Source organism: Pseudomonas gorinensis (assembly GCF_042015035.1).
GTDB lineage: Bacteria > Pseudomonadota > Gammaproteobacteria > Pseudomonadales > Pseudomonadaceae > Aquipseudomonas > Aquipseudomonas gorinensis.
In genome coordinates this window covers 4,112,170-4,132,143 of sequence record NZ_CP167125.1, presented here as the reverse complement: position 1 = coordinate 4,132,143, position 19,974 = coordinate 4,112,170, and the positions used below count along the sequence as shown (strand labels likewise).

The 19,974-nt window shown below is 57.4% G+C and carries 18 protein-coding genes, 1 tRNA gene and 1 pseudogene; 14 read left to right on the top strand and 6 right to left on the bottom strand.

Translation table 11 applies throughout. From position 1 onward, the window contains the following. The first annotated feature begins 36 nt into the window (after nucleotides 1–36). From AB7933_RS18810 to AB7933_RS18795, 4 genes are read left to right on the top strand one after another with little or no spacing between them, the layout of a single operon-like run. Complete coding sequence (locus AB7933_RS18810; protein WP_024075727.1) at nucleotides 37–1,098, top strand: acyl-CoA dehydrogenase family protein; 1,062 nt, start codon at nucleotides 37–39, stop codon at nucleotides 1,096–1,098. Beyond that, entirely contained in the window at nucleotides 1,095–1,898 is an 804-nt protein-coding gene (locus AB7933_RS18805) for an ABC transporter ATP-binding protein (protein ID WP_024075726.1), read from the top strand. The genes AB7933_RS18810 and AB7933_RS18805 overlap by 4 nt, the downstream gene beginning before the upstream one ends. Continuing rightward, nucleotides 1,885–3,084 (top strand): ABC transporter substrate-binding protein, encoded by a 1,200-nt coding sequence (locus AB7933_RS18800; RefSeq protein WP_024075725.1) that lies wholly within the window; start codon nucleotides 1,885–1,887, stop codon nucleotides 3,082–3,084. Before AB7933_RS18805 ends, AB7933_RS18800 begins: the two co-directional genes overlap by 14 nt. Beyond that, nucleotides 3,081–3,851 carry an ABC transporter permease gene (locus tag AB7933_RS18795; RefSeq protein WP_024075724.1) on the top strand — a complete coding sequence of 257 codons (771 nt, stop codon included), beginning with the start codon at nucleotides 3,081–3,083 and terminating at the stop codon, nucleotides 3,849–3,851. Before AB7933_RS18800 ends, AB7933_RS18795 begins: the two co-directional genes overlap by 4 nt. A gap of 57 nt (nucleotides 3,852–3,908) precedes the next feature. Here AB7933_RS18795 and AB7933_RS18790 read toward each other — a convergent pair whose 3' ends face one another. Both AB7933_RS18790 and AB7933_RS18785 read right to left on the bottom strand, forming a co-directional pair. Then, nucleotides 3,909–7,244 carry a hypothetical protein gene (locus tag AB7933_RS18790; protein ID WP_143036942.1) on the bottom strand — a complete coding sequence of 1,112 codons (3,336 nt, stop codon included), beginning with the start codon at nucleotides 7,242–7,244 and terminating at the stop codon, nucleotides 3,909–3,911. Between the two features lie 675 nt (nucleotides 7,245–7,919). After that, complete coding sequence (locus AB7933_RS18785; protein WP_024075722.1) at nucleotides 7,920–8,054, bottom strand: hypothetical protein; 135 nt, start codon at nucleotides 8,052–8,054, stop codon at nucleotides 7,920–7,922. A 188-nt stretch (nucleotides 8,055–8,242) separates the two neighbouring features. Here AB7933_RS18785 and AB7933_RS18780 point away from each other — a divergent pair, with 188 nt between their 5' ends. Then, nucleotides 8,243–8,437 (top strand): hypothetical protein, encoded by a 195-nt coding sequence (locus AB7933_RS18780; RefSeq protein ID WP_017846379.1) that lies wholly within the window; start codon nucleotides 8,243–8,245, stop codon nucleotides 8,435–8,437. Nucleotides 8,438–8,451: 14 nt separating this feature from the next. On the opposite strand, the gene AB7933_RS18775 is transcribed toward AB7933_RS18780, so the two are convergent. Further along, complete coding sequence (locus tag AB7933_RS18775) at nucleotides 8,452–8,832, bottom strand: fe2+ zn2+ uptake regulation protein (RefSeq protein ID WP_024075720.1); 381 nt, start codon at nucleotides 8,830–8,832, stop codon at nucleotides 8,452–8,454. A 238-nt stretch (nucleotides 8,833–9,070) separates the two neighbouring features. Here AB7933_RS18775 and AB7933_RS18770 point away from each other — a divergent pair, with 238 nt between their 5' ends. The 6 genes from AB7933_RS18770 to AB7933_RS18745 all read left to right on the top strand — a co-directional run bounded on the left by AB7933_RS18770 (nucleotide 9,071) and on the right by AB7933_RS18745 (nucleotide 14,954). After that, nucleotides 9,071–11,359, top strand: coding sequence for an acylase (locus AB7933_RS18770; RefSeq protein WP_041160950.1), 2,289 nt, complete (start codon nucleotides 9,071–9,073; stop codon nucleotides 11,357–11,359). Nucleotides 11,360–11,599: 240 nt separating this feature from the next. Continuing rightward, nucleotides 11,600–11,673: transfer RNA gene (locus tag AB7933_RS18765), tRNA-Cys, on the top strand. Nucleotides 11,674–12,132: 459 nt separating this feature from the next. Continuing rightward, nucleotides 12,133–12,519 carry a hypothetical protein gene (locus tag AB7933_RS18760; RefSeq protein ID WP_017737668.1) on the top strand — a complete coding sequence of 129 codons (387 nt, stop codon included), beginning with the start codon at nucleotides 12,133–12,135 and terminating at the stop codon, nucleotides 12,517–12,519. 231 nt (nucleotides 12,520–12,750) lie between these two features. Then, a complete protein-coding gene (locus AB7933_RS18755; protein ID WP_024075718.1) occupies nucleotides 12,751–13,473 on the top strand; it encodes a hypothetical protein in 723 nt (240 codons plus the stop codon). A 390-nt stretch (nucleotides 13,474–13,863) separates the two neighbouring features. Beyond that, entirely contained in the window at nucleotides 13,864–14,424 is a 561-nt protein-coding gene (locus AB7933_RS18750) for an ATP phosphoribosyltransferase regulatory subunit (RefSeq protein WP_081730339.1), read from the top strand. 233 nt (nucleotides 14,425–14,657) lie between these two features. Continuing rightward, nucleotides 14,658–14,954, top strand: a complete 297-nt coding sequence (locus AB7933_RS18745) for a DUF7660 family protein (protein WP_024075716.1) — start codon at nucleotides 14,658–14,660, stop codon at nucleotides 14,952–14,954. A gap of 194 nt (nucleotides 14,955–15,148) precedes the next feature. On the opposite strand, the gene AB7933_RS18740 is transcribed toward AB7933_RS18745, so the two are convergent. Continuing rightward, nucleotides 15,149–15,982, bottom strand: a complete 834-nt coding sequence (locus AB7933_RS18740) for a suppressor of fused domain protein (protein WP_024075715.1) — start codon at nucleotides 15,980–15,982, stop codon at nucleotides 15,149–15,151. Nucleotides 15,983–16,442: 460 nt separating this feature from the next. Here AB7933_RS18740 and AB7933_RS18735 point away from each other — a divergent pair, with 460 nt between their 5' ends. Beyond that, complete coding sequence (locus AB7933_RS18735) at nucleotides 16,443–17,423, top strand: IS5-like element IS1384 family transposase (protein ID WP_010466230.1); 981 nt, start codon at nucleotides 16,443–16,445, stop codon at nucleotides 17,421–17,423. Between the two features lie 144 nt (nucleotides 17,424–17,567). On the opposite strand, the pseudogene AB7933_RS18730 reads toward AB7933_RS18735, so the two are convergent. Further along, nucleotides 17,568–18,026: pseudogene (locus tag AB7933_RS18730) on the bottom strand (Sbal_3080 family lipoprotein); the annotation flags it as partial. A gap of 189 nt (nucleotides 18,027–18,215) precedes the next feature. Between AB7933_RS18730 and AB7933_RS18725 the strand changes: the two are divergent. Together AB7933_RS18725 and AB7933_RS18720 are read left to right on the top strand one after the other, a co-directional pair. Further along, entirely contained in the window at nucleotides 18,216–18,671 is a 456-nt protein-coding gene (locus AB7933_RS18725; protein WP_024075713.1) for a hypothetical protein, read from the top strand. A gap of 278 nt (nucleotides 18,672–18,949) precedes the next feature. Beyond that, nucleotides 18,950–19,582 (top strand): hypothetical protein, encoded by a 633-nt coding sequence (locus AB7933_RS18720; protein WP_024075712.1) that lies wholly within the window; start codon nucleotides 18,950–18,952, stop codon nucleotides 19,580–19,582. Between the two features lie 47 nt (nucleotides 19,583–19,629). Here the strand turns inward: AB7933_RS18720 and AB7933_RS18715 are convergent, their stop codons facing one another. Further along, nucleotides 19,630–19,881 (bottom strand): hypothetical protein, encoded by a 252-nt coding sequence (locus AB7933_RS18715; protein WP_024075711.1) that lies wholly within the window; start codon nucleotides 19,879–19,881, stop codon nucleotides 19,630–19,632. Between the last annotated feature and the right edge of the window lie 93 nt (nucleotides 19,882–19,974).

The window sequence follows — 19,974 nt, the reverse complement described above, 5'->3', positions numbered from 1 at the left end:
GGTGATGGTCATCTGCTTTAACAAGGAGAAACATGAATGCTTGACCCAATCTTGAGCCGTTGGCTCGATGTTCAAGCGCAGGCCCTGGATGTGGGCAGTTGCGACCCACAGGAAGTGCTGCCGCGGTTGGCAGACGCCAACGTGTTGCGAATCGGCGTACCCAAGCACCTCGGTGGCCTCGGCGGCGATGTGGGCGGGGCGGTGGACGCCATCGCGAATGTTGCCAGCCATTCCCTGGCGGCAGCCTTTGTGTGCTGGGGGCAGCGTTCGTTTATCGAGTATCTGTTGCACAGCCCCAACGAGCGGCTGCGTGAGCAGTTGTTGCCGGACCTGCTCAGCGGCAAGCTGGCCGGGGCCACGGGGCTGTCGAATGCAATGAAGTTCCTCTCGGGTATCGAGACCTTGCAGATCAGCGGCGAGCCGAGCGACGACGGTTGGACCCTGAACGGTCGCCTGCACTGGGTGACCAACTTGCGCAAGAACGGCTTCGTCGCCGCCGCCGCGATTGAACATGCCGACGGTGGTGCGCCGTTTATCCTGGCGATCCCGGACTCAGTGGCGGGCTTGCAGCGCTCACACGACCTTGATTTGCTCGGCTTGCAATCCAGCAACACGGCCGCCCTGGGGCTGGAAGGTGTGGAGCTGAGTCGCGACTGGTTGCTGCATGAGGATGCACGCCAGTTCCTGCCGGCGGTGCGCCCGGCGTTTCTTGGCCTGCAATGCGGCATGTCGATTGGCCTGGCGCGTCGCTCGTTGGCGGAAGTGGCCTATCATCTGGGCGCGTCCCGCACCGTGTTGCGTGAAGAGTTGGAGGCGTTGCGCGTGACCCTCGATCACCTGGTCACCGAACTCAAGAAAGGGTTGCTGGCCGGACGTTTTGCCGCCGAACCGGTGCCATTGTTCAAGCTGCGCATCGCCCTCGCGGAAACCGCTGCGAGCGCCGTGCAACTTGAGCTGCAGGCCAGTGGCGGCAAGGCCTACCTCACCGCGCACGGCAGTGGTTTTGCCCGGCGCTGGCGTGAGTCGGCCTTTGTGCCGATTGTGACGCCCAGCCTGGTGCAACTGCGCACCGAACTGCAACGCCAGGCCGCGTTATGAGCCAGGCGGTTCTGACGGCCCGGGGCATTGCCCTGGGGTACGCCAGCGGCCCGGTGCTGCAAGGCTTCGACCTGCAGTTGCAGCCCGGCGAAGTGGTATCGATCCTCGGCCCCAGCGGTGTGGGCAAATCCAGCCTGTTGCGGGTGCTCGCCGGCTTGCAGGCGCCTCAGGGCGGCGGCGTACAGGTACTGGGCGAGCCATTGAGCGGCCCGCACCCGCGTGTGGCGGTGGCGTTCCAGGACCCAAGCCTGTTGCCGTGGCTGAGCCTGGAAAAGAATGTGGCGTTTGGCCTGGACTTCACCCGTCAGCCGCACCTGAGCCCCGAGGAGCGGCGCCAGCGCGTTGACCATGCCATCGCGGCCGTGGGCCTTGAGCATGCGCGCCAGCAGTTCCCGGCGCAGTTGTCCGGTGGCATGGCCCAGCGCACGGCGTTGGCCCGCTGCCTGGCGCGCCAGCCGCAAGTACTGCTGCTCGATGAACCCTTTGGTGCCTTGGACGAAGTGACCCGTGCCGACATGCAGCACCTGTTGCTCAAGGTCAATCGCGAACAGGGTTCGGCGGCGGTGTTGATCACCCACGACATCGACGAAGCCTTGCTGCTGTCCGACCGCATCCTGCTACTGGGTAACCGCCCGGCGCGCACGCTGGGCGAATGGCGGATCGACCTGCCGCAACCCCGCGAGGAACAGGTAGAAGCGATTGGCGCGCTGCGCATCGAGATTCTTAAAACCCTACGGCAGGCGAGCCGCCCTCAACCCAACCCCCTTGACCTGCTGGAGCCTAGCCATGTGTCTGGATGACCTGACCCACTCGCGCCGTGATTTTCTCAAACTCTCTGCGGTGCTCAGCGCCGCTGGTGCCTTGCCGCTGTTGAGCAGCCTGCAGGCACGCGCGGCCAATGAACCGGATGCACCGGTACGCATCGGTTATTTGCCGATCACCGACGCCACGCCATTGCTGGTGGCGCATAACAATGGCCTGTTCGAGGCCGAGGGCATCAAGGCCGAGCGCCCGGTGCTGCTACGCAGTTGGGCCCAGGTGATCGAGGCGTTTATCTCGGGCCAGGTCAACGTGATTCACCTGCTGTCGCCAATGACCGTGTGGGCACGCTATGGCAGCCAGGTCCCGGCCAAGGTCGTGGCGTGGAACCACGTCGGCGGTTCCGGGCTGACCGTGGCGCCGGGCATCACTGACGTGAAGCAACTGGGCGGTAAGTCGGTGGCGATTCCGTTCTGGTATTCGATCCATAACGTGGTGGTGCAGCAACTGTTCCGCGATAACGGCCTCACCCCCGTTGCCCGTGCGGCTGGTGGCGCGATTGCCGCCAATGAGGTGAACCTGATCGTGCTGCCGCCCTCGGACATGCCGCCGGCATTGGCCAGCAAGCGCATCGACGGCTACATCGTCGCCGAGCCGTTCAATGCCCTGGCGGAAAACCTCAAGGTCGGTCGCGTGCAGCGTTTTACCGGCGATGTGTGGCGCAACCATGCGTGCTGCGTGGTGTTCATGCATGAGCATGACCTGGTCAACCGCCCGGAATGGTCGCAGAAGGTGGTGAATGCCATCGTCAAGGCCCAGGTCTGGACCCGCGACCACCGCGAAGAAGCGGTGAAGCTGTTGTCCAAGGATGGCCCGAACCGCTACACGCCGCATGCCGAACCGGTCTTGAGCAAGGTCCTGGCACCGGCGGCCAGCGACCGCGCTGCGTACCTGGCGGAGGGTGCGATCCAGCATGCCAACTGGGACGAACATCGCATCGACTTCCAGCCCTATCCCTTCCCCAGCTACACCGAGGAACTGGTACGGCGCCTGAAAGACACCTTGATCGAAGGCGACAAGAAGTTCCTCGCCGATCTCGACCCGGCCTTCGTCGCCAAGGACCTCGTGGATGACCGCTTTGTGCGCAACGCTATCGAGGCCGTGGGTGGCATGAAGACCTTTGGCTTGCCGGAGGGCTTTGAGCGGCACGAGGAGATCGGCGCTTGAACCGAGGTAAAACCGTAGCGTGGCCGGGCTGGTTGCTCGGGTTGGGAGGCTTGGCCGGGTTGCTGTTGCTCTGGTGGCTGGGTGTGAAGGTGTTTGGCGCTGCCGACGGCTTGTCAGCGCGTTTTTCACTGGCGGCCACGTTCGGCAGCCTGTGGGAGTTGCTGGGGCGCGGCGAGCTGTACCTGCACATTGCGGTGAGCCTCAAGCGCATTGTGGTCGGGCTGTTTCTTGCCTTGCTGGTGGGCGTACCGCTGGGGTTGCTGGTGGGCAGTTCGCGCAACCTGGAGGCTGCGACCACGCCGGCCTTTCAGTTCCTGCGGATGATCTCGCCCCTGTCGTGGATGCCGATCGTGGTGATGCTGATGGGCGTCGGGGACCAGCCGATCTACTTCCTGCTGGCGTTTGCCGCGGTGTGGCCGATCATGCTCAACACCGCTGCCGGGGTGCGCCAGCTGGACCCACGCTGGTTGCAGTTGAGCCAGAGCCTGAGTGCCACGCGCTGGGAGACGCTGCGTCGGGTGATCATTCCAGGCGTGGTCGGGCATGTGTTGACCGGCGTGCGCCTGGCCATCGGCATTTTGTGGATCGTGCTGGTGCCGTGCGAGATGCTTGGGGTCAGTGCCGGGCTGGGGTATTACATCCTCGACACGCGGGACCGCCTGGCTTATTCGGAACTGATGGCGATGGTGCTGCTGATCGGGCTGCTGGGCTTTGCGCTGGATGCGTTCGCGCGATGGTTGCATCAGCGATGGGTGCATGGAGGCTGATCGCTCAATAGACAAAACCCCGGGAGATTCGCCCCGGGGTTTTGGTTTTACCCTGCCTTACACCTTAACTTGAATTTGCAGATCGCCCGCCGTGTCATCCGTTGTGGATAGGCGTGCCGTTGTGTCTCTTTGTTTGCCCGCCTTGAGCCCCACGCTCTGGGCGATGTCTGCCTTCTGGTAGACGCCGATACCGATGCCGCCGGTCAATTCGGCAATGCCAGGAACGCCTTCGGTGGTGTTCATGTGGGACCGCCCGACCCACACGACCGATTTCCCTCCCAGTTCATTTTTCATCACTTGCCTGGCCCCGTAATAGTTCACCTCTTCGAGGCGCTGTTTCGACAACGCGATGTATTCCGCTGAGGATTTGGGCAGTGTACTCAGCCCGGAGAAATAACCCTTAGTGTCTGAGTGCCGAGTCAGATAGCGATGCTCGAGAGGCATGATTTCGATATCGAATTCTTCAGCGGCTTTTTTCAGTTCATCGTAAAGCGTGTTACCCCCCACCCTGCTCTTAATGCCTTCCACGAGTGATTCATCATGGATCAGGCCATACGCGTCGAGCGTTGCGCCTTCCACGTACAACGCTCTGACGTCTCCTTCCTTGAAGGTTTTCATGGCGTCACGCATGGTGATCAGGCTGGCGACTTCTAAATGGTCTTCTCCAAAGACCAGGACGTCAGTTTCTTTCAGGGATTTGGCGATCAGCTCGTTGGGGGACATTGCCGGCGTGATATCAGGAAGCGCTGGGCGTGGTGGCATGCCGCCCGCCGCCATATCCTGGAAGTAAGCGGTCTTTTCAAGCGAGAACTTTTCTCGGGTGAAGCGGATTCTGTCGGGTGTGAAATGGTCCTCGATCAGGGCTCCACCGGTATGGGGGCTGGTGGCGTACTCATCCATAGGCAACGGAACCCTGGGTTGAACGCGGTTTTGCATGGGGCGATTGGTTCTGCTTAAAGGATCGTAGCGCATGCTGTCACGCGCGCGGGGGGAGGGCGGCATCATCCTGTGCAGCGGGTTGAATGCCTCGATCGGCGCTCCGTAAGGTTTGCCCTTGTCGGGATCATAGGCATACCGTTGGCCATCAAACAGGATGGTGCTTCCCTCGACGGTTTGGTCGGCAGCCTTGAAGGTGCCTTGGGTAATAGGTCCATATTCGGCACTGGCGACATTCAACACGTTGTGATGACGACCTATGTGCTTGACCTGTTCAATCCCGTTGTCGATCAGCCTCGCACCGCCTTGAACCAGATCGCCTATACCACTGAAGGGGTTGAGCTCACCGATGACGGTGGTCCCGAGTATTTTGGCCACCCGCAGGGCCTTGGTTGCGGCACTGACGGCCGAGGTTCCGGCTTTTGTCACTTTCGCTGCCGCCCCTGCGCCGGCAGTGACGAAACCAAAGATATCCATGCCCAGGTCTGTCGCGCCATCCAGGTAGTCACCGTTTTGAAAGTTGACAATGGCCGACCTGAGTGGAATCAGGTCCAGTAAAAAGCTGACCAGTTTCCACTCCGTGTCCATCTGCTGATCGTAGCTGGTAGCCCCCTTGGCCTGCCGGACCACGTCTTTGCCGGCAATGTCCAGGTGTTCGACAAAGGCATCGGCAATGGACTGTGTTCGGGCACTTGTGTAGCTCGAAGGCGTGGGCGGAGGAGAACTGACGGTCTTGTCCTGGGCGAAGTCGGCCTCAGGCGAGGTGGTTGGTGTGAACCGCTCAATCGGGTAGACCAGGCTGGCGTTACGTTCGTGCTGATCGGTCAAAACGGTGGTGGGAACCTGGGTCACGCGCCCTTGTTTCAGGTCGATCTTATACACCGTCTCGCCGCTTGGCCCTGTGGCTTTAACCAGCAAATTGTCGTTTTTGCTGTGAAGGGTTCTTCCGGTAAATCCTAGCCCCAGCTTGTAGGTATTGTGCTGGTAGAACTCAAGTTCCCCATGCTCCAGGTTTTGCCTGTCGGCCAGGGGCAATTGGGCAATCATGTGTTTGACCGCCGTAGCAATGCCCTTTTTTCTTGAATCGATGGCTTGGGTGAACTGATCGTTGAAGGTGCTGTTCACGTCGAATTGCAGGGACTCGCCTTGCGTGGCGCGGAGGATGCGTGGGTCTGTGCTTTCCCATTCGTACTGGTGCAAGCCACTCATGGCGATATCCAGCAACGAGTGCAAGCCTGCCGGGGCACGATTGGGGTCGTAGAGCGGCTGTATGTGGGGTTGCTTGGTGTTCTTGACGCTCAGCAGTTTTTCTTCAAAGGGCACATCCGAGCCGAACCGTTGTTTAAGTGCGGCCAGGGCAATGTCTTTGCGGCTTGGCATTTCAGCCTGGATCTGGGTGGACGCCTCCAATCGTTCATTCGCCTGTTGATTGAACGCGCTGCGGACCTTCTCGACGTCGTCGGGGCTGTAGCGATCCGCTTCTTGCTGGGAGAGTGCGCCATTCACCACGCCCCACACCCGCAGGGCGGCGCGTTGTGCCTGTTGGGTCATGGCTGGATCTTGCAGGCTGGCGTCTTCGGCGGCATTCATGACCTGGGCAAAGCTCATGTTGGGCACTTTGCCCGGTGTCTGGGCTTCTATTGTTGCCGCGGCGATCGACAGGTTGACCCAGGCAGGGCTGCCATAGGTCACGTTGCTGGGGATGTCCTTGATCAGCAACTCGGGCGCCTTGCGGGCCAGCATCAGGTAAGCGCCGACGTTGGCCATTTCGGCCGTGGCGTGGCCTTGCTCGCTCAAGTGCTTGCTCAGGGTCGGGAATATGGCTGATGCGGGTTTGCCCCAATGCTCCGACTGTGCCAGATCAAACCCGGCGACGGTGTTTCGATGGGGCGTGCTGATGGACTGTGGGTCCAGCATCAGATTGAGCGCGGCCAGTGTGTAGTCATTGACGCTGGTGTCAGTCGCAATGCCGTTCAATTGAGTCTGCATGGCTTGCCCCAGCGCTTGTGCACGGGGGGTACTGAGCAGGGTTTCCAGCACCTTCGCTGGATCACGTGCGGCTTCGCCGCTGAGTGGCTGATTGCTGTTGAGATAATCCAGCGGGCCCAGGCTTGCCCCCATCGACGGTGGGTTGGGGTGGAGCGTGACATATTGCGTGGCGGCACTGAGCAACGTGCGTTGCTCCGCGATACTCAGCGGCAGCGGCCAGGACAGGGCACCGCCCAGATTGCCCAGGGGGTGTTCAATGGCCCTGCTGAGCACGGCGTCTGCCAATGCGGTCAAGGCGAAATGGCTGTTCGGTACAGCCACGCCTATGGAGGTGATGAAGGCCTCGATTGTCGTGGCATGGCCGGGGGTGACGGGATAGGACGCGGCGGCTTGCACATCCATGGGGGTCGACTTCAGCGCGGCCAGGATCTCCTGCGGCGTGGCGTTTACACCCAGGCGCTGGGCCATGTCGTTGAGTTTTTGCCCCAGGCTGCGCAGGTTCTGCTTGTCTGCCAGGGTTTGCGCCAAGCTGCCACTGGCGGTATCGGTGGTTGAGGGGTTTGTTTGGGTTGAATCGGACTGTTCGGTGTCGGTGGTGGGGGGCTGGTTGCCCGGGAGGGCGGGCGTGGGTGTATCGATCAGGAGGGGAGGCTGTTGGGGCAGAAGGTGCGGTAAGGGCGTGGAGGAAAGACTTGTCATCGGAGGGTACCTTTTCAGACGTGCCGAGAATAAGCGCCTGCCAGTAGGAGGATCCCTGTTCCCCAGACGCCCCTTTTGGGTGCAAAAAACACCCGAGGGGGTTCCCTCTGGAGATACCGTGTTGTGTAAGGCTTAGTGTTGGTTAACTTTTGAAAAAGTCCTTGCGGGTGTGTGTCAGTTGATGCGTCTGTGGCTGACCCACTGCTATCGGGGGCAAGCCCCCTCCCACATTTGGATCTGCATACATCAGGTCGACCTGAGTCTGCCTTTGCTCTGGCTGTGGCTGCCCTGGCGCCGACCGGAGTTGTGCCTGGTGTACTCGGTTGAAAATGTGGGAGGGGCGGTGCGACGATTCGACTTGCCCCCGATGAGGGAGTGAAGTTGATGCATCCATGGCTGACCAGCCGCCGTTACCGCAGAAACGGATAGGCGGGAACCTGCCCCTCAGCGATGGTAGTAACCCGGTCCGCCACCTTCATAGCGGTGGTCATGCCAGCCGCCGCCGTGGGGGAATATGATGCAGCCGCTCATGCTCAGCATGATCAGCAGGGGAATCAGCCAGGTGATTCGACGGAACATTTCAAAATCCTCCAGGGTTCTCACGGGGTGACATCAGGCTGGCTCAATAAAAGCATCGAACAAGCCAAAGCTTTTCATCGCCTGTAACATGAGACCCTGCCGACCCCATTCCATCCCCGTCATCGGGTATGTGCCTGGCATGTTCGGCGATACAAAGTGGATACATTCTCAAGGTTCAGGAACCCGTCATGACCCAAAAGCAACGCTTGAAATATTCAATCCTGATCTCCCTGGTGGTACTGGGGACGATGTTTGGCCTGTCCTACCTGCAGAACACTGGGGTTATCAGCGAAAAAACGTTCCAGTACATCGCCATTGCGGTGGCGGTCACCGTGGTGGTGATCAATGGCGTGATGCGTCGTAAGGTCAAGCCTAACTTCTGATTGACGTCGTCGAGTCAGGCGCGGCCTTCGAGCACTTTGGCAGCCTCTTCATGGAGGCTGTAGCTTTTATCGGCATTGAGGGTGATCACGCCCTCGCTGCACAGGCGCTTGAGTACCTCACGCACGCTGAGGAACGACAAAGGGATGCCCAGTTCCAGCAAGTGGCTGTGCACGCCGCGTACCCCGAGGGTGCGCTGGTGGGCGGCGGCCGTGAGCAGGGCGTCGATGACCTTCAGCCGGATCAGGCTGGTGCGCAAGCCGAAACACTTGAGTAAATGCCGAATTCGTTGGTTGCCTTGCTGCTCTGGCGCTTTGCCGAAGGCTTGTACGCCGCTGCCAAACGTGGCATCGGCGGTCGTTGAGTGTCCGTCCGTGGGCAGTTGCGAGTTGTACATGCAAAAAACTCCTTATCAGAGCCTGATCAGGAAAATGATGGCGCTCTTATTCAATAAGACGAACGAGTGAGCGAAATCATGAAGTGCCGCATGTAGAAAATTTGTCGGTATCGGTTTTGTCACAACGCAGTCGCGTTCAATGAACGGACTGCGTCGCTAAATTATTCACGGTCTGTTGCGTCCTTACGGTGGGGGAATGACCCCAGGCAAGGGTGTTCAATTTGACTGTGGAGTCTGTGTGATTATTTCCAACCGGTTGTCCAGGATGTGCGTGGCGGGACTGATGCTGGGCTTGAGCCTGGCTGCATCGGCGCGCGAGCAGGTGGCGCAGGCGTCCGCCGATATCCGGCGCACCAGCTTCGGCGTGCCGCACATCCGCGCCAGCGATGAGCGCGGCCTGGGGTTTGGCATCGGTTACGCCTACGCCCAGGACAACCTGTGCCTGCTGGCCAATGAAGTGGTCACCGTCAATGGCCAGCGCGCGCGGTTCTTCGGCCCGGAACAGGCGACCCTGGAGGAACGCAACAACCTCGCCAGCGATGTGTTCTTCACCTGGCTGAATACCCCCGAGGCCGTAGCCGCCTTCTGGAACGCGCAGAGCCCGGCGATCCGCCAACGCATCGAAGGTTATGTGGCCGGCTACAACCGCTATCTCAAAGAGCAGGGCGCCCCGGCGCCATGCCAGGCCGGGTGGGTGCGGCCGCTGGTGGTGGAAGATCTGGTGAAGCTGACCCGCAGGCTGCTGGTCGAAGGCGGCGTTGGCCAATTCGCCGAAGCCCTGGTTGGTGCGGCGCCACCCCAGGCCACCGCCAGCGTGCAGCGTCGCGCAAGGGCGTTTGAACTGGCGGCGGCCCAGCAGCAGCGCTTCAGTCTCGATCGCGGCAGCAACGCCGTCGCGGTGGGCCGTGATCGTTCATTTAATGGTCGTGGCATGCTGCTGGCCAACCCGCATTTCCCCTGGGTGGGCGGCATGCGTTTTTACCAGATGCACCTGACCATCCCCGGCCAACTGGATGTGATGGGCGCGGCGCTGCCGGGTCTGCCGGTGATCAACATCGGTTTCAACCAGCATGTGGCCTGGACCCATACGGTCGACACGTCCAAACACTTCACCCTGTACCGACTGACCCTCGACCCCAAGGATTCCACGCGCTACCTGCTGGACGGTCAATCCATCCCCCTGGCGAAAACCTCGGTGACGGTGCAAGTCAAACAGGCCGACGGCAGCCTCAAGGCCGTGTCCCGTACGGTCTACAGTTCGAGCTTCGGCCCCGTGGTGCAATGGCCCGGCAAGCTGGATTGGGACAGCCAGCACGCCTTCAGCCTGCGCGACGCCAACCTGGGCAATGACCGCGTGCTGCAACAGTGGTACGCGATGAACCGCGCCCCCAGCCTCAAGGCACTACAAACCTCGGTGCACACCCTGCAAGGTATCCCGTGGGTCAACACCGTGGCCGCCGATGATCAGGGCCAGAGCCTGTACATGAACTTGTCGGTGGTGCCCAACGTCAGCGCCGCCAAACTCGCCCAATGCAGCGACCCGCGGGCCGGCCTGCAATTTATCATCCTCGACGGCGCCCGCAGCGCCTGCGCCTGGGACATCGACCCGCATGCCGCGCAACCGGGCATTTTCGCCGCCGCCCAACTGCCGCAACTGCAGCGCACCGACTACGTGCAACACGCCAACGACTCGGCCTGGATGGCCAACCCCAAGGCGCCCTTGACCGGCTTCTCTCCAGTGATCAGCCAGGACCACATCGGCCTTGGCCCGCGCGCGCGCTTCGCCGTGCAGCGCCTGCAATCCCTGGAGCAACGGCCGATCACGGTTGCGGACCTGCACAACATGGTCATGGACAACGAAGTGTATGTGGCGGGCCAAATCATGCCCGACCTGCTGGAATACTGCGCCACGCAACTGGGCAGCGATGCTGCCGCGTTGCAACCGCTGTGTACCAGCCTCAAACACTGGGACCGGCACGCCAACCTCGACAGCGGCCTGGGCCTGGTGCACTTCATCAACCTCGCGGAGCACCTGCAACAAACCCCCGATGCCTGGCGCGTGGCTTTCGACCCGGCCGAACCATTGACCACCCCCCGTGGCCTCGCCATCGACCGCCCCGACGTTGCCAAGGCCTTGCGCGAAGCCATGCTGGCCTCTGCTGCTGAAGTCGCCAGGCTCGGTCTCAGCGCCAACAGCCGCTGGGGCGATATCCAAGTCTCCGGGCAAACCCCCATCCACGGCGGCCCGCAAGCGCTCGGCATCTATAACGCCATGCAAACCGTGCCAAGGGCCGATGGCAAACGCGAAGTGGTCAGCGGCAGCAGTTACCTGCAAATCGTCAGCTTCGACGACCAGGGGCCGAACGCATTGGGCGTGCTCGCGTTCTCCCAGTCCAGCAACCCCGCGTCCAACTATGCCAAGGACCAGACCCAAGCATTCTCCGAGAAAAAACTCCGCCCGCTGCCATTCACCGAAGCGCAAATAAAGGCCGACCCGCAGTACCGGGAACAGGTCATCAAGGAGTAGGGCGCACACGCAACCCCTTGATGACTGGGCAGAATATTTTTTGAAATCAAGGGGTTGCAGGCATAGGCAAATGAGTACATAATGGCGCCCATCGAACGCAATGAAGCGTTAAAAACTTCAATGTATTCAATGTATTCAATGTATTCAATGTATTCAATGAGTTAGAGTAGAGGCAGGGTTTTATAGCCCACTCATGTTTTTATGCGGTGAATGTCAGCAACAGCAGCATTGATCGTTTGAGGCCGAGTAGCAAAATGGTTATGCAGCGGATTGCAAATCCGCCTACGCCGGTTCGATTCCGACCTCGGCCTCCACTCTTAGAAACCCCGTAGATTAGCGTCTACGGGGTTTTTTATTGTCTGCGATTTGGTCATCGCTTCCGCAACCCTACCTTTTTTCGGGAAATTTAAGATGCCGTTATCGGTATGCCTCTCCGCGATTGGACGTGGGATTGTGCTCGATACCAAGGAGCCTGAGCGTCCACTAATGGCCGATTCTGTTGAAAAAGTCGGCCTTGGTTCCCACGACAGAAAAGTACGCATCGGAGATTGAAATTCTTACTTGTGGCTGAGGCTTCCAGGATCAGATTTCACGTAGCTGCGTGCAAAAAAATGGCGTTTTTCCCGGTCGATTTCCGGGCAGTTTGAGCGGAGCGACTTTTTCAACACTATCGGCCAAAAGCAGACATTCAAACCGCTAGCCAAATACACTGTCGAGAAGATCGCATTCAAAAATTTTGGTGCAAGTGTGCAGCCAAGGAAAAGGGAGGATTCATGAGTCTTGATCTGTGCTTGGAAGCTGATAGTACGCTCACAATTTCGACGCTGAGCAAAGCACTTGCGAATGCTGGTGCTTGGGAAATAGAGGTCGCAGGAAATGGGCTATCCGCTGAATTTAACTCGGGACTTAAATTGAGTACCAATGACGTACTCGATGACCCTACGATTTATGCTGAGAATACAATGGGTATCGCCTTCCCTGTCGCGGTGCGTTGCACCATCAGAATTAAAGGGCCCGAACCAGAGGGGGAGTCGGCTATGGAAGATTTGGATAAAATCGCTCAGTCCATATTTCACTCGTGTTCGGCCTTCTTTCTTATTAGCTTTCAGTTCGAACAAACCTTGTACTGGCGGGATGCGACAGGGCTGCATCGTCCTTGAGGTAGGTGCCTGCGCGTCCTCTTTCAGACATTTCTGAATGGTGTTTTTTCGGACGAAAACGCCCCTGAATTGAGGAACTGCTTTTGGCCGATTGTAGACCTTCGTGAGAGGCAGCAGTCGGCTAATAGGAGCCGCTGTGACATCCTTGCTGCCACTCGATAGCTTCGGCGCCCTAAGCCATGGGGAGGCTTCCTGTTTCGCCTCACGGAACAACTTATAAGGATGTGAGACATGATGCTATGTTTGGATGGCCAGTTTTCTGAACAAGAACTTTCCGAAAGGGACGAACTCGATCTACGGAACGTTTCAGCAAATATATGGCCGACGGTGCTCTCTCGGTGCAAAGCAAATGAACTACGCCTTTACAATCTTAAGCTTGCTTCACTTGAGGGAATTGATAGGTTAACTAATACACGGCGTTTGACGCTGGAATGGGCAAAAAAAATTGAAACACTGGAACCCGTTTCCAGACTAAGTGGTTTGACGTATCTGGCAATTGGAGACTTTCCAAGGCTCCGGCACCTCGACGGGCTTGAGAAGCTAAGCGAGCTGACAGAGCTGCGTCTGTCTGGTAGCCAGGGTGGAGGCTCGCCTCTCCGCCTTGAATCCATCGAGCCTGTTACTCGTATCTCCAAGCTCACCAGACTTTCACTGGCCAATGCGAAGTTCGAGATCGATGACATCACTAGCCTCGTTCGCTGTACGCATCTACGCCACTTGAGCTTGACGAACCAGTTCGATCGATCTCAGGTCGCTTTTCTCGCAAGCCGATTGAACAAGCAGCTCGCCGAGCCTCTAACTGCATACGTAAAAACACATCTGCGTTGTATGAAGTGCAACAGTCTGACGTCTATGTTTACGGGACGAAGAATGCCTTTCCTTTGTCCAGCGTGTGATACATCGCGATTTGAAAAGCTCACTCGCCAGTTCGAACAGATGATGCACAATGCATGACAACTTCACTTGTGTAAGACTGTCCGCTTCGGGTCCAGACTGTGTGAAAACGGCTTCGGTGGGACGTGTCGCCGGTTTGTCAAAAAATGCGGCGGCTTGTAGGCGCTCCCACTTTTGTGCAAGGATTCGCTATGACTCAATTTATTCCAAGCAATCGCCATCATCATCACGGACCTCGCTCAGGGTGCCGCGGTTGCGTACGCTCATCGATTAGTCAGAGTTCGAAACATCGACTCTGACTACTCAGTGAACCAAACCAAGGCGCCAATGGCGCCTTTTTTATTGCCTGTAAATTGGAGATTTTGAAAATGACTATGCTTCGTGGAACTCGAATAGTGACTGGGAAAGAAGCTGCAATCATGCGTGAGATAGAAGGCTGTTTTCGGAGCTATCTTCATCGATGCCGGGGCTGAGGAGGCCATAGTTCCTGCGCTATGGGGCCAAGACACTTTTATTGAGAAAGCTGGCGGTAGTGAAATTATCGGACAAATGTGGGCCTTCAATGACAAGGCCGGACGTCCTTGTTGCCTCATCCCAGAAGCAACTGCGCTCTTTCAGGAGCGCAACGATGTGCTTCTCGGGTCACGACAAGAAGCTATGTTTTTCTACGTAGCGCGATGTTACCGGTATGAACGACCCCAAGCAGGTCGTTATCGCGAATTCACTCAACTGGGACTCGAAATTCTTAGTCCTACACCGGCACAGGCTTTGGAGCGTAGCCAAACAATCTGCACTGGCTTTCTTGATTCGCTGGGATTGGAATATGAACTCAGTCTCGCAGTGAAGCGTGGACTAAGTTATTACCTCGAGGGGAATGGCTTCGAGGTGCGTTGCCCCGTATTGGGCGCGCAACAACAAGTTGTCGGCGGCGGTGCCTATCGAGAAGGAGCTGGGTTCGGCATCGGACTCGAACGGTTGGTGCTGGCCTCAGGAATGACTCGGAGTCTGTGATTTTTAAGGCGTCTCCATCAGGAGGCGCTTTCAAACCAGACAGGGCGAAATGGTATTGGATTGTCTAAACATCTTTCGTTGAAAGTCGTAGCGGGGGCGATCATCGACGATGAAAAGCCTTTCTCACAGCCTGGCCCCAAAGAGGACCTAAGCTTGCCCCTCATCTCGTGGCATAGCAGCATAGTGAGAATTTACTCCTTCGCTATCACCTATCACGCACCTCCAAGGTCACGATGTCCATAAATCTTGATGAGCTACTGAAAACCGTAGACGACGAACAATCATTCATCGGCTTCATTGAAGCTCTAGGTATGGATTTCGCCGAGGAGCGTTTGCTGGAGGAGACCTCTCCGTCGTCTCCCTATGGACCGGGGGCGTTGGGGTGGGAAAACGGCTCTATTGATAACTTTCTTGATGCTGCCGCAGCGTGGGCGACTGCCAGCTCACGCAGTTCCCTTGTGAGTGCCAGTAGATCAAACGTATGGCAACGCTGTGCGGCCATTTTGCTGGCTGGTAAATTTTATGAATGAGCCCAGCCATTGCTGTTCGAAGGACAACGACCGAACGAAGGCTGCCGGTCGTGAAAATCCACTATCGACTCATACTGTTTTAAACCGCAGGTCTTGAACTGCTCGGCGGTGTTTTCACACAGCCTGGACCCAAAGCTGCCACGAGACTTACAGAACTGTCGCTCGCTTCGCCAGCTTTCGAGAGCTGCGCGGTGTCAAACAACGCTAGCACGACGCAGGCTGCTCATATGCCCGATGCCCGCAGCCTTCAAACGGCTTACCAGATCCTCGCGTGCTCCTCGCCCACCGTCACGAACGTATTCAAGCTCCGACGCTGTGATCAATACCACTGGAACCAATCTGACCGGGGATAAAGGCATGTCATCCAGTCGAGTAGGGAAATCCGGTTCAGGGGCTCCCAGCAAGACGCCGGTAGAGTCGTCGTCGGTAACGAAGAGTTTGGGGAGTTGATCACTCATATGGTGCGACCGGCTGAACCCCGGAATTTCGAGGGATAGCGCTCCGTGCTGTTCGAGTTGGTGGGTGATTCCCCCAGCATCTGCCACCGTTTTGGCAACGTGTTCCACCAGCTCGAATGCCCAGCTGCGCTTGAAAGGATCGACCTCACCCAAGGGACCACGGGCGTGCTCGGGTATATCTGCTGTTTCTATGAACAACTCCATCTCAAAACCATTGCCCATCCCTTCAGCGTCATCGAATGGGTCCGACAGGCCTTCGGTTGCAATGATTACTGTGTCGCCACGGCGAACTACTCGGTAGGCCTGCCGGGTCGAAGGCCAGTAAGGGCCACCCGAAAAGCTTGGACTAATGATGTAGGAAAGAACATCCCGCTCGACTGTGCCGATAAAGCCCCAATGAAGATCCAGGCACGCTTCGCTGGCTTGTCGGGCTGCCTGATTTGCCGCTTCAGCCTCAGACAAATTGCTGGGAGTAACTGGCTCGCGGAATTCACGGGGTTGGGGTGTGGGTTGGGCGTCTTGGGTTAAAGGGCTTTTCAATAAAGTAAGAAGTTTCTTTAGGAAATTCATGCGCGTTCCTTGCAGGGTCTCGGCTTAGCCCCACAAATGTCAGCACTTGCTGATCTGGTGGTAGGCGTTAAACGCATTCTGGCGTATCGGCTTCGATATGAGAACGCAAAAACATATTTCGCTCCTACATCACCATGTTGCCAAAGTGTGGGTCACCTCGGCTTCGTAGACGCTCAACGGCAGTTTTTGGCCGTTTTGAGTCGGTCGCAACAGGCAGAAAACGACCCTCAACTGCCTGTCAGTACCGGTACAAAGCCTATTCAGCCATGATCAGCTTGTAACGCTTCTGGTACTCATCATAGGGGAGGCCCTGTTTTTCAAGCTGTTTAAGCTGTTGCTGTTGGTACACGTCTTTTGTCATGAGTACGGCATCGTTCCCAGAGTTTGATTCCTTAAGGAAACTCTGAAAAAGACTTTCTGATTTGGCAAAATACCGCGACCCCACCCACCGAGTTTCCCGATGAAGCAGATGACCTTCGCCGACGCCGAGTACGCTGGCAAGCGCAAGCAAACCCGCAAGGAGTTGTTCCTGATCGAGATGGATCGGGTGGTGCCGTGGAAGGGCTTGATTGCTTTGATCGAGCCACATTATCCGAAAGGTGAAGGTGGCCGTCCGGCCTACCCGTTGATGGCGATGCTGCGTGTGCATCTGCTGCAGAACTGGTTCGGCTACAGCGATCCAGCGATGGAGGAAGCGCTGTACGAAACCACGATCCTGCGCCAGTTTGCCGGGCTGAACCTGGAGCGCATCCCCGACGAAACCACCATTCTCAACTTCCGCCGCTTGCTGGAGAAACACGAGCTGGCGGCCGGCATCCTCGCTGTCATCAATGGCTATCTGGGCGACCGCGGCCTGTCGCTGCGCCAGGGCACCATCGTCGATGCAACGCTGATCAATGCGCCCAGTTCGACCAAGAACAAGGACGGCAAGCGCGACCCGGAAATGCACCAGACCAAGAAGGGAAACCAGTATTATTTTGGCATGAAGGCCCACATCGGCGCCGATGACGAATCGGGTCTGGTGCACAGCGTAGTGGGCACGGCGGCCAATGTGGCGGATGTCACCCAGGTGGACAAATTGCTGCATGGCGACGAAAACGTGGTCTGCGCCGATGCAGGCTACACCGGTGTCGAAAAGCGGCCCGAGCATGAAGGACGTGAAGTTATCTGGCAGGTGGCGGCACGCCGCAGCACCTACAAAAAACTCGATAAGCGCAGCGTGCTGTACAAAGCCAAGCGCAAGATTGAAAAGGCCAAGGCTCAGGTGCGCGCCAAGGTCGAGCATCCGTTCCGGGTAATCAAGCGCCAGTTCGGTTACACCAAGGTGCGCTTTCGCGGCTTGGCCAAAAACACGGCGCAACTGGTGACACTGTTCGCTCTGTCGAACCTGTGGATGGCGCGCCGACATTTACTGACGAATGCAGGAGAGGTGCGCCTGTAATGCGGGAAATGGCCACCGGAGTGGGGTCCGGGTGGCGAAAACGTAAGAAATACTCGTCGAATTGATTGTTTTTTGATCATTTGGCGAGTTTAAAAGTTGCGCTAGGTGGTATGCCGGGGAAATACATGGCTACTTCAGACCATCCTTAACTCCCTTCAAGACTGCGGCACCATTTGGAAACAGCTGATTAGTCAGCTCTGTGATTTTTTTCTCAGCATTAATGAATTTATCAATGACCCGACCACCACCCCAACGCGAGTCATATTCAGCTTGGCCAACCTGCTGGCCGTACTGATAAACGCGGATATCCGCATAGCTCATGTAAAGAGCTAAGTCCCACGACCAAGTACCGATATAAGTCGTTGAAAGAGGGCAGCTGGAAGGGTTACTACCTGGCGGAAGCTGGCGCGTATGAAATCCTTTGTTTTTGAGCTGGTTTTCATAGGCAGTGTTGAACCCTTCTCGCAGTCCTTCGGCAGGGATCAGACAGATCTCTGGCGTCATCTCGGAAGAAAGCTCAGCAGGCGTCACGGTTTGCTTGATGCTGCAGCCAGATGCCAAACAAGTTGCCGCCAGGATGATAGGGATATAAAGAGTGCGCATGGGGACCTCCGTGTCATGAATGAGTCTCGGAAGGTATCATGGGCCTTCCCTGTCAATCTGAGTTGTTTGTGGTTGTGCGTGCGTTCACGCCCAAAAGTAGCCGCTCATGAGACCCCGCAAACTATAGAGATGCTAACCTCGCCTGGGCCAAGCTGACTCAAACGACCTGAGAAATTCCGGGAACTGAAAATGGAAGAAACGCTCTCTTCGATATTTATGCGCACTAAAGGAAAGCCCATAAATTTCAATGGGAAAACCGTGGTTGCGATCATGGAGATCGAGATCACGAAGCCCAGAACCGTCTTTTCAATTCGCCGATTGGGTGCTACGAACGGTCGAGTGCAAGGGTTAGCATTAAAGGCGGTAAGTGGGCAGATCGTCGTCGACGGCTCTGGCGATGGCTATCCCGAGATAATTTTGTGGTCTGATACCAGTCCTGATGCTGTGGAGATAGAAGTGTTTTCCAAATTTGGAAGTACTTTAAAAATCTGGAACGTATGGAAAAGCACTTTTGTCATGAATGCATGGGTTGGCAATACAGGAATTCACGTCTGCGAGCCCGATGGCAAGATGATATTGGAGTGTAGCGACGGTGTTGGTGATGTCGACTTCTCCGATTATGTGGTTGTTTTAGAAGAACGATAATGCCGATAGTTATGTCCGCTATGCGTCGATTGTAGCCGGTCGCGACAGGCAATAAACGACCCAAAGTGAACGCCCTAGAACAAAAGGGCAGTCTCCTCCCTCCGACAATTCAAATCTCAAACGCGGCTTCAGCAATCAGAGTATTAAAGTCGCACAACGGATAGAGGCCGCCCAACGCGTTTGTGTGCCTGCGACGTTTTCACTGACGATTTCGTGGCGCCGCCCTTTTCAAGGGTCAGCAGTGATACCGTCTGTGCTGCATTCCTGGAGCCTGCTGGATGAATCGTCAAAGCCCGCCTCACCTCGTCGCAACGCCTTTAGCCGCACCAGGCACTAAAACCCCCGCCGCCCATCCACCTATCTGGCATTACGGCCCGAATATACCGGTCGTTGGCAGCACTGGTCTGGGCCTTTTTGGTTTCTTCGTGGGGTTGCTTTTGCTGTTGCCGGGCTACGGGCTGGTGATGTTGGTTATTCTCGGCCTTGAAGCCATGCAAGGTGTGCCGCCCAGCCATGGGACGAGTTTTACAGAGTCGTGGCTTATCCTGCCCCTGCTTGGCACTGCGGTGCTCATGGGGGTGATGCTTGCCTGGGCTTCCTCCGCGCCTCGAGTGCAGGCCTTTACGTTCGACGAAAACCAGCAGCTCCTTACACTCACTGTCACCCATCGCGTCCGTAAACCCATCGAAGTGCGCGTGCCATTCAGCGACATCATTTATATCTGCCCTTACGTGGTCGCCATGTTTGATCGCCATGGCCATTTCAGCGTCGTATGCCAGGGACCGAAGGGCAATGTGTCCGAATATCGATTGGCTGAAGGTAGTTCTCTGGAAGAAATGGAGTTTCATGCAGCCTGGTTGCGGGGGATGATAGGGGAGCGGATGCACGAACTATTGAATCTGGACAAGTGAAGGGTGCATGCCCCTCCTGGCACTGCCCAGTTGCACTCGCATCCCAGTCAGGCGTCGGGCCTGAGGATGCATTGGTCTTTTACTTCATCCGCGTACACACTGAGCTTTTCCTGCTGAGCCGCCAGCAGCGCGCATATTCTCATCAGCGCTTGCGTCTCAGCCGGGGTTTTGCCGCTTGCGGCTATCGCTGTCAGTTCAACCACTGACCATCCAATCACCGCTGCCGCATCTTCCAGGTCGTAAAACAGTTCTTGCTGAGCAGTCCTGGGCCCGTCGAGCCCCTGTATCAGTTCTTCCATTTAATTCTCCGGTCGGTGCCGTTCAAGTTCCTCGAATTCCAGGCATGTTCTTACCCGGTGACGCATACAGCGACACTCAAGCTGTGGGTGGGC

Coding starts and splice junctions, on each gene's coding strand:
- AB7933_RS18785 (WP_024075722.1), bottom strand. CDS start 8,054: ATGTTCCGTCGAATCACCTGGCTGATTCCCCTGCTGATCATGCTGAGC.
- AB7933_RS18775 (WP_024075720.1), bottom strand. CDS start 8,832: ATGTACAACTCGCAACTGCCCACGGACGGACACTCAACGACCGCCGAT.
- AB7933_RS18720 (WP_024075712.1), top strand. CDS start 18,950: ATGAATCGTCAAAGCCCGCCTCACCTCGTCGCAACGCCTTTAGCCGCA.
- AB7933_RS18745 (WP_024075716.1), top strand. CDS start 14,658: ATGTCCATAAATCTTGATGAGCTACTGAAAACCGTAGACGACGAACAA.
- AB7933_RS18805 (WP_024075726.1), top strand. CDS start 1,095: ATGAGCCAGGCGGTTCTGACGGCCCGGGGCATTGCCCTGGGGTACGCC.
- AB7933_RS18800 (WP_024075725.1), top strand. CDS start 1,885: ATGTGTCTGGATGACCTGACCCACTCGCGCCGTGATTTTCTCAAACTC.
- AB7933_RS18810 (WP_024075727.1), top strand. CDS start 37: ATGCTTGACCCAATCTTGAGCCGTTGGCTCGATGTTCAAGCGCAGGCC.
- AB7933_RS18715 (WP_024075711.1), bottom strand. CDS start 19,881: ATGGAAGAACTGATACAGGGGCTCGACGGGCCCAGGACTGCTCAGCAA.
- AB7933_RS18725 (WP_024075713.1), top strand. CDS start 18,216: ATGGAAGAAACGCTCTCTTCGATATTTATGCGCACTAAAGGAAAGCCC.
- AB7933_RS18755 (WP_024075718.1), top strand. CDS start 12,751: ATGATGCTATGTTTGGATGGCCAGTTTTCTGAACAAGAACTTTCCGAA.
- AB7933_RS18740 (WP_024075715.1), bottom strand. CDS start 15,982: ATGAATTTCCTAAAGAAACTTCTTACTTTATTGAAAAGCCCTTTAACC.
- AB7933_RS18780 (WP_017846379.1), top strand. CDS start 8,243: ATGACCCAAAAGCAACGCTTGAAATATTCAATCCTGATCTCCCTGGTG.
- AB7933_RS18760 (WP_017737668.1), top strand. CDS start 12,133: ATGAGTCTTGATCTGTGCTTGGAAGCTGATAGTACGCTCACAATTTCG.
- AB7933_RS18735 (WP_010466230.1), top strand. CDS start 16,443: ATGAAGCAGATGACCTTCGCCGACGCCGAGTACGCTGGCAAGCGCAAG.
- AB7933_RS18790 (WP_143036942.1), bottom strand. CDS start 7,244: ATGGCCCAGCGCCTGGGTGTAAACGCCACGCCGCAGGAGATCCTGGCC.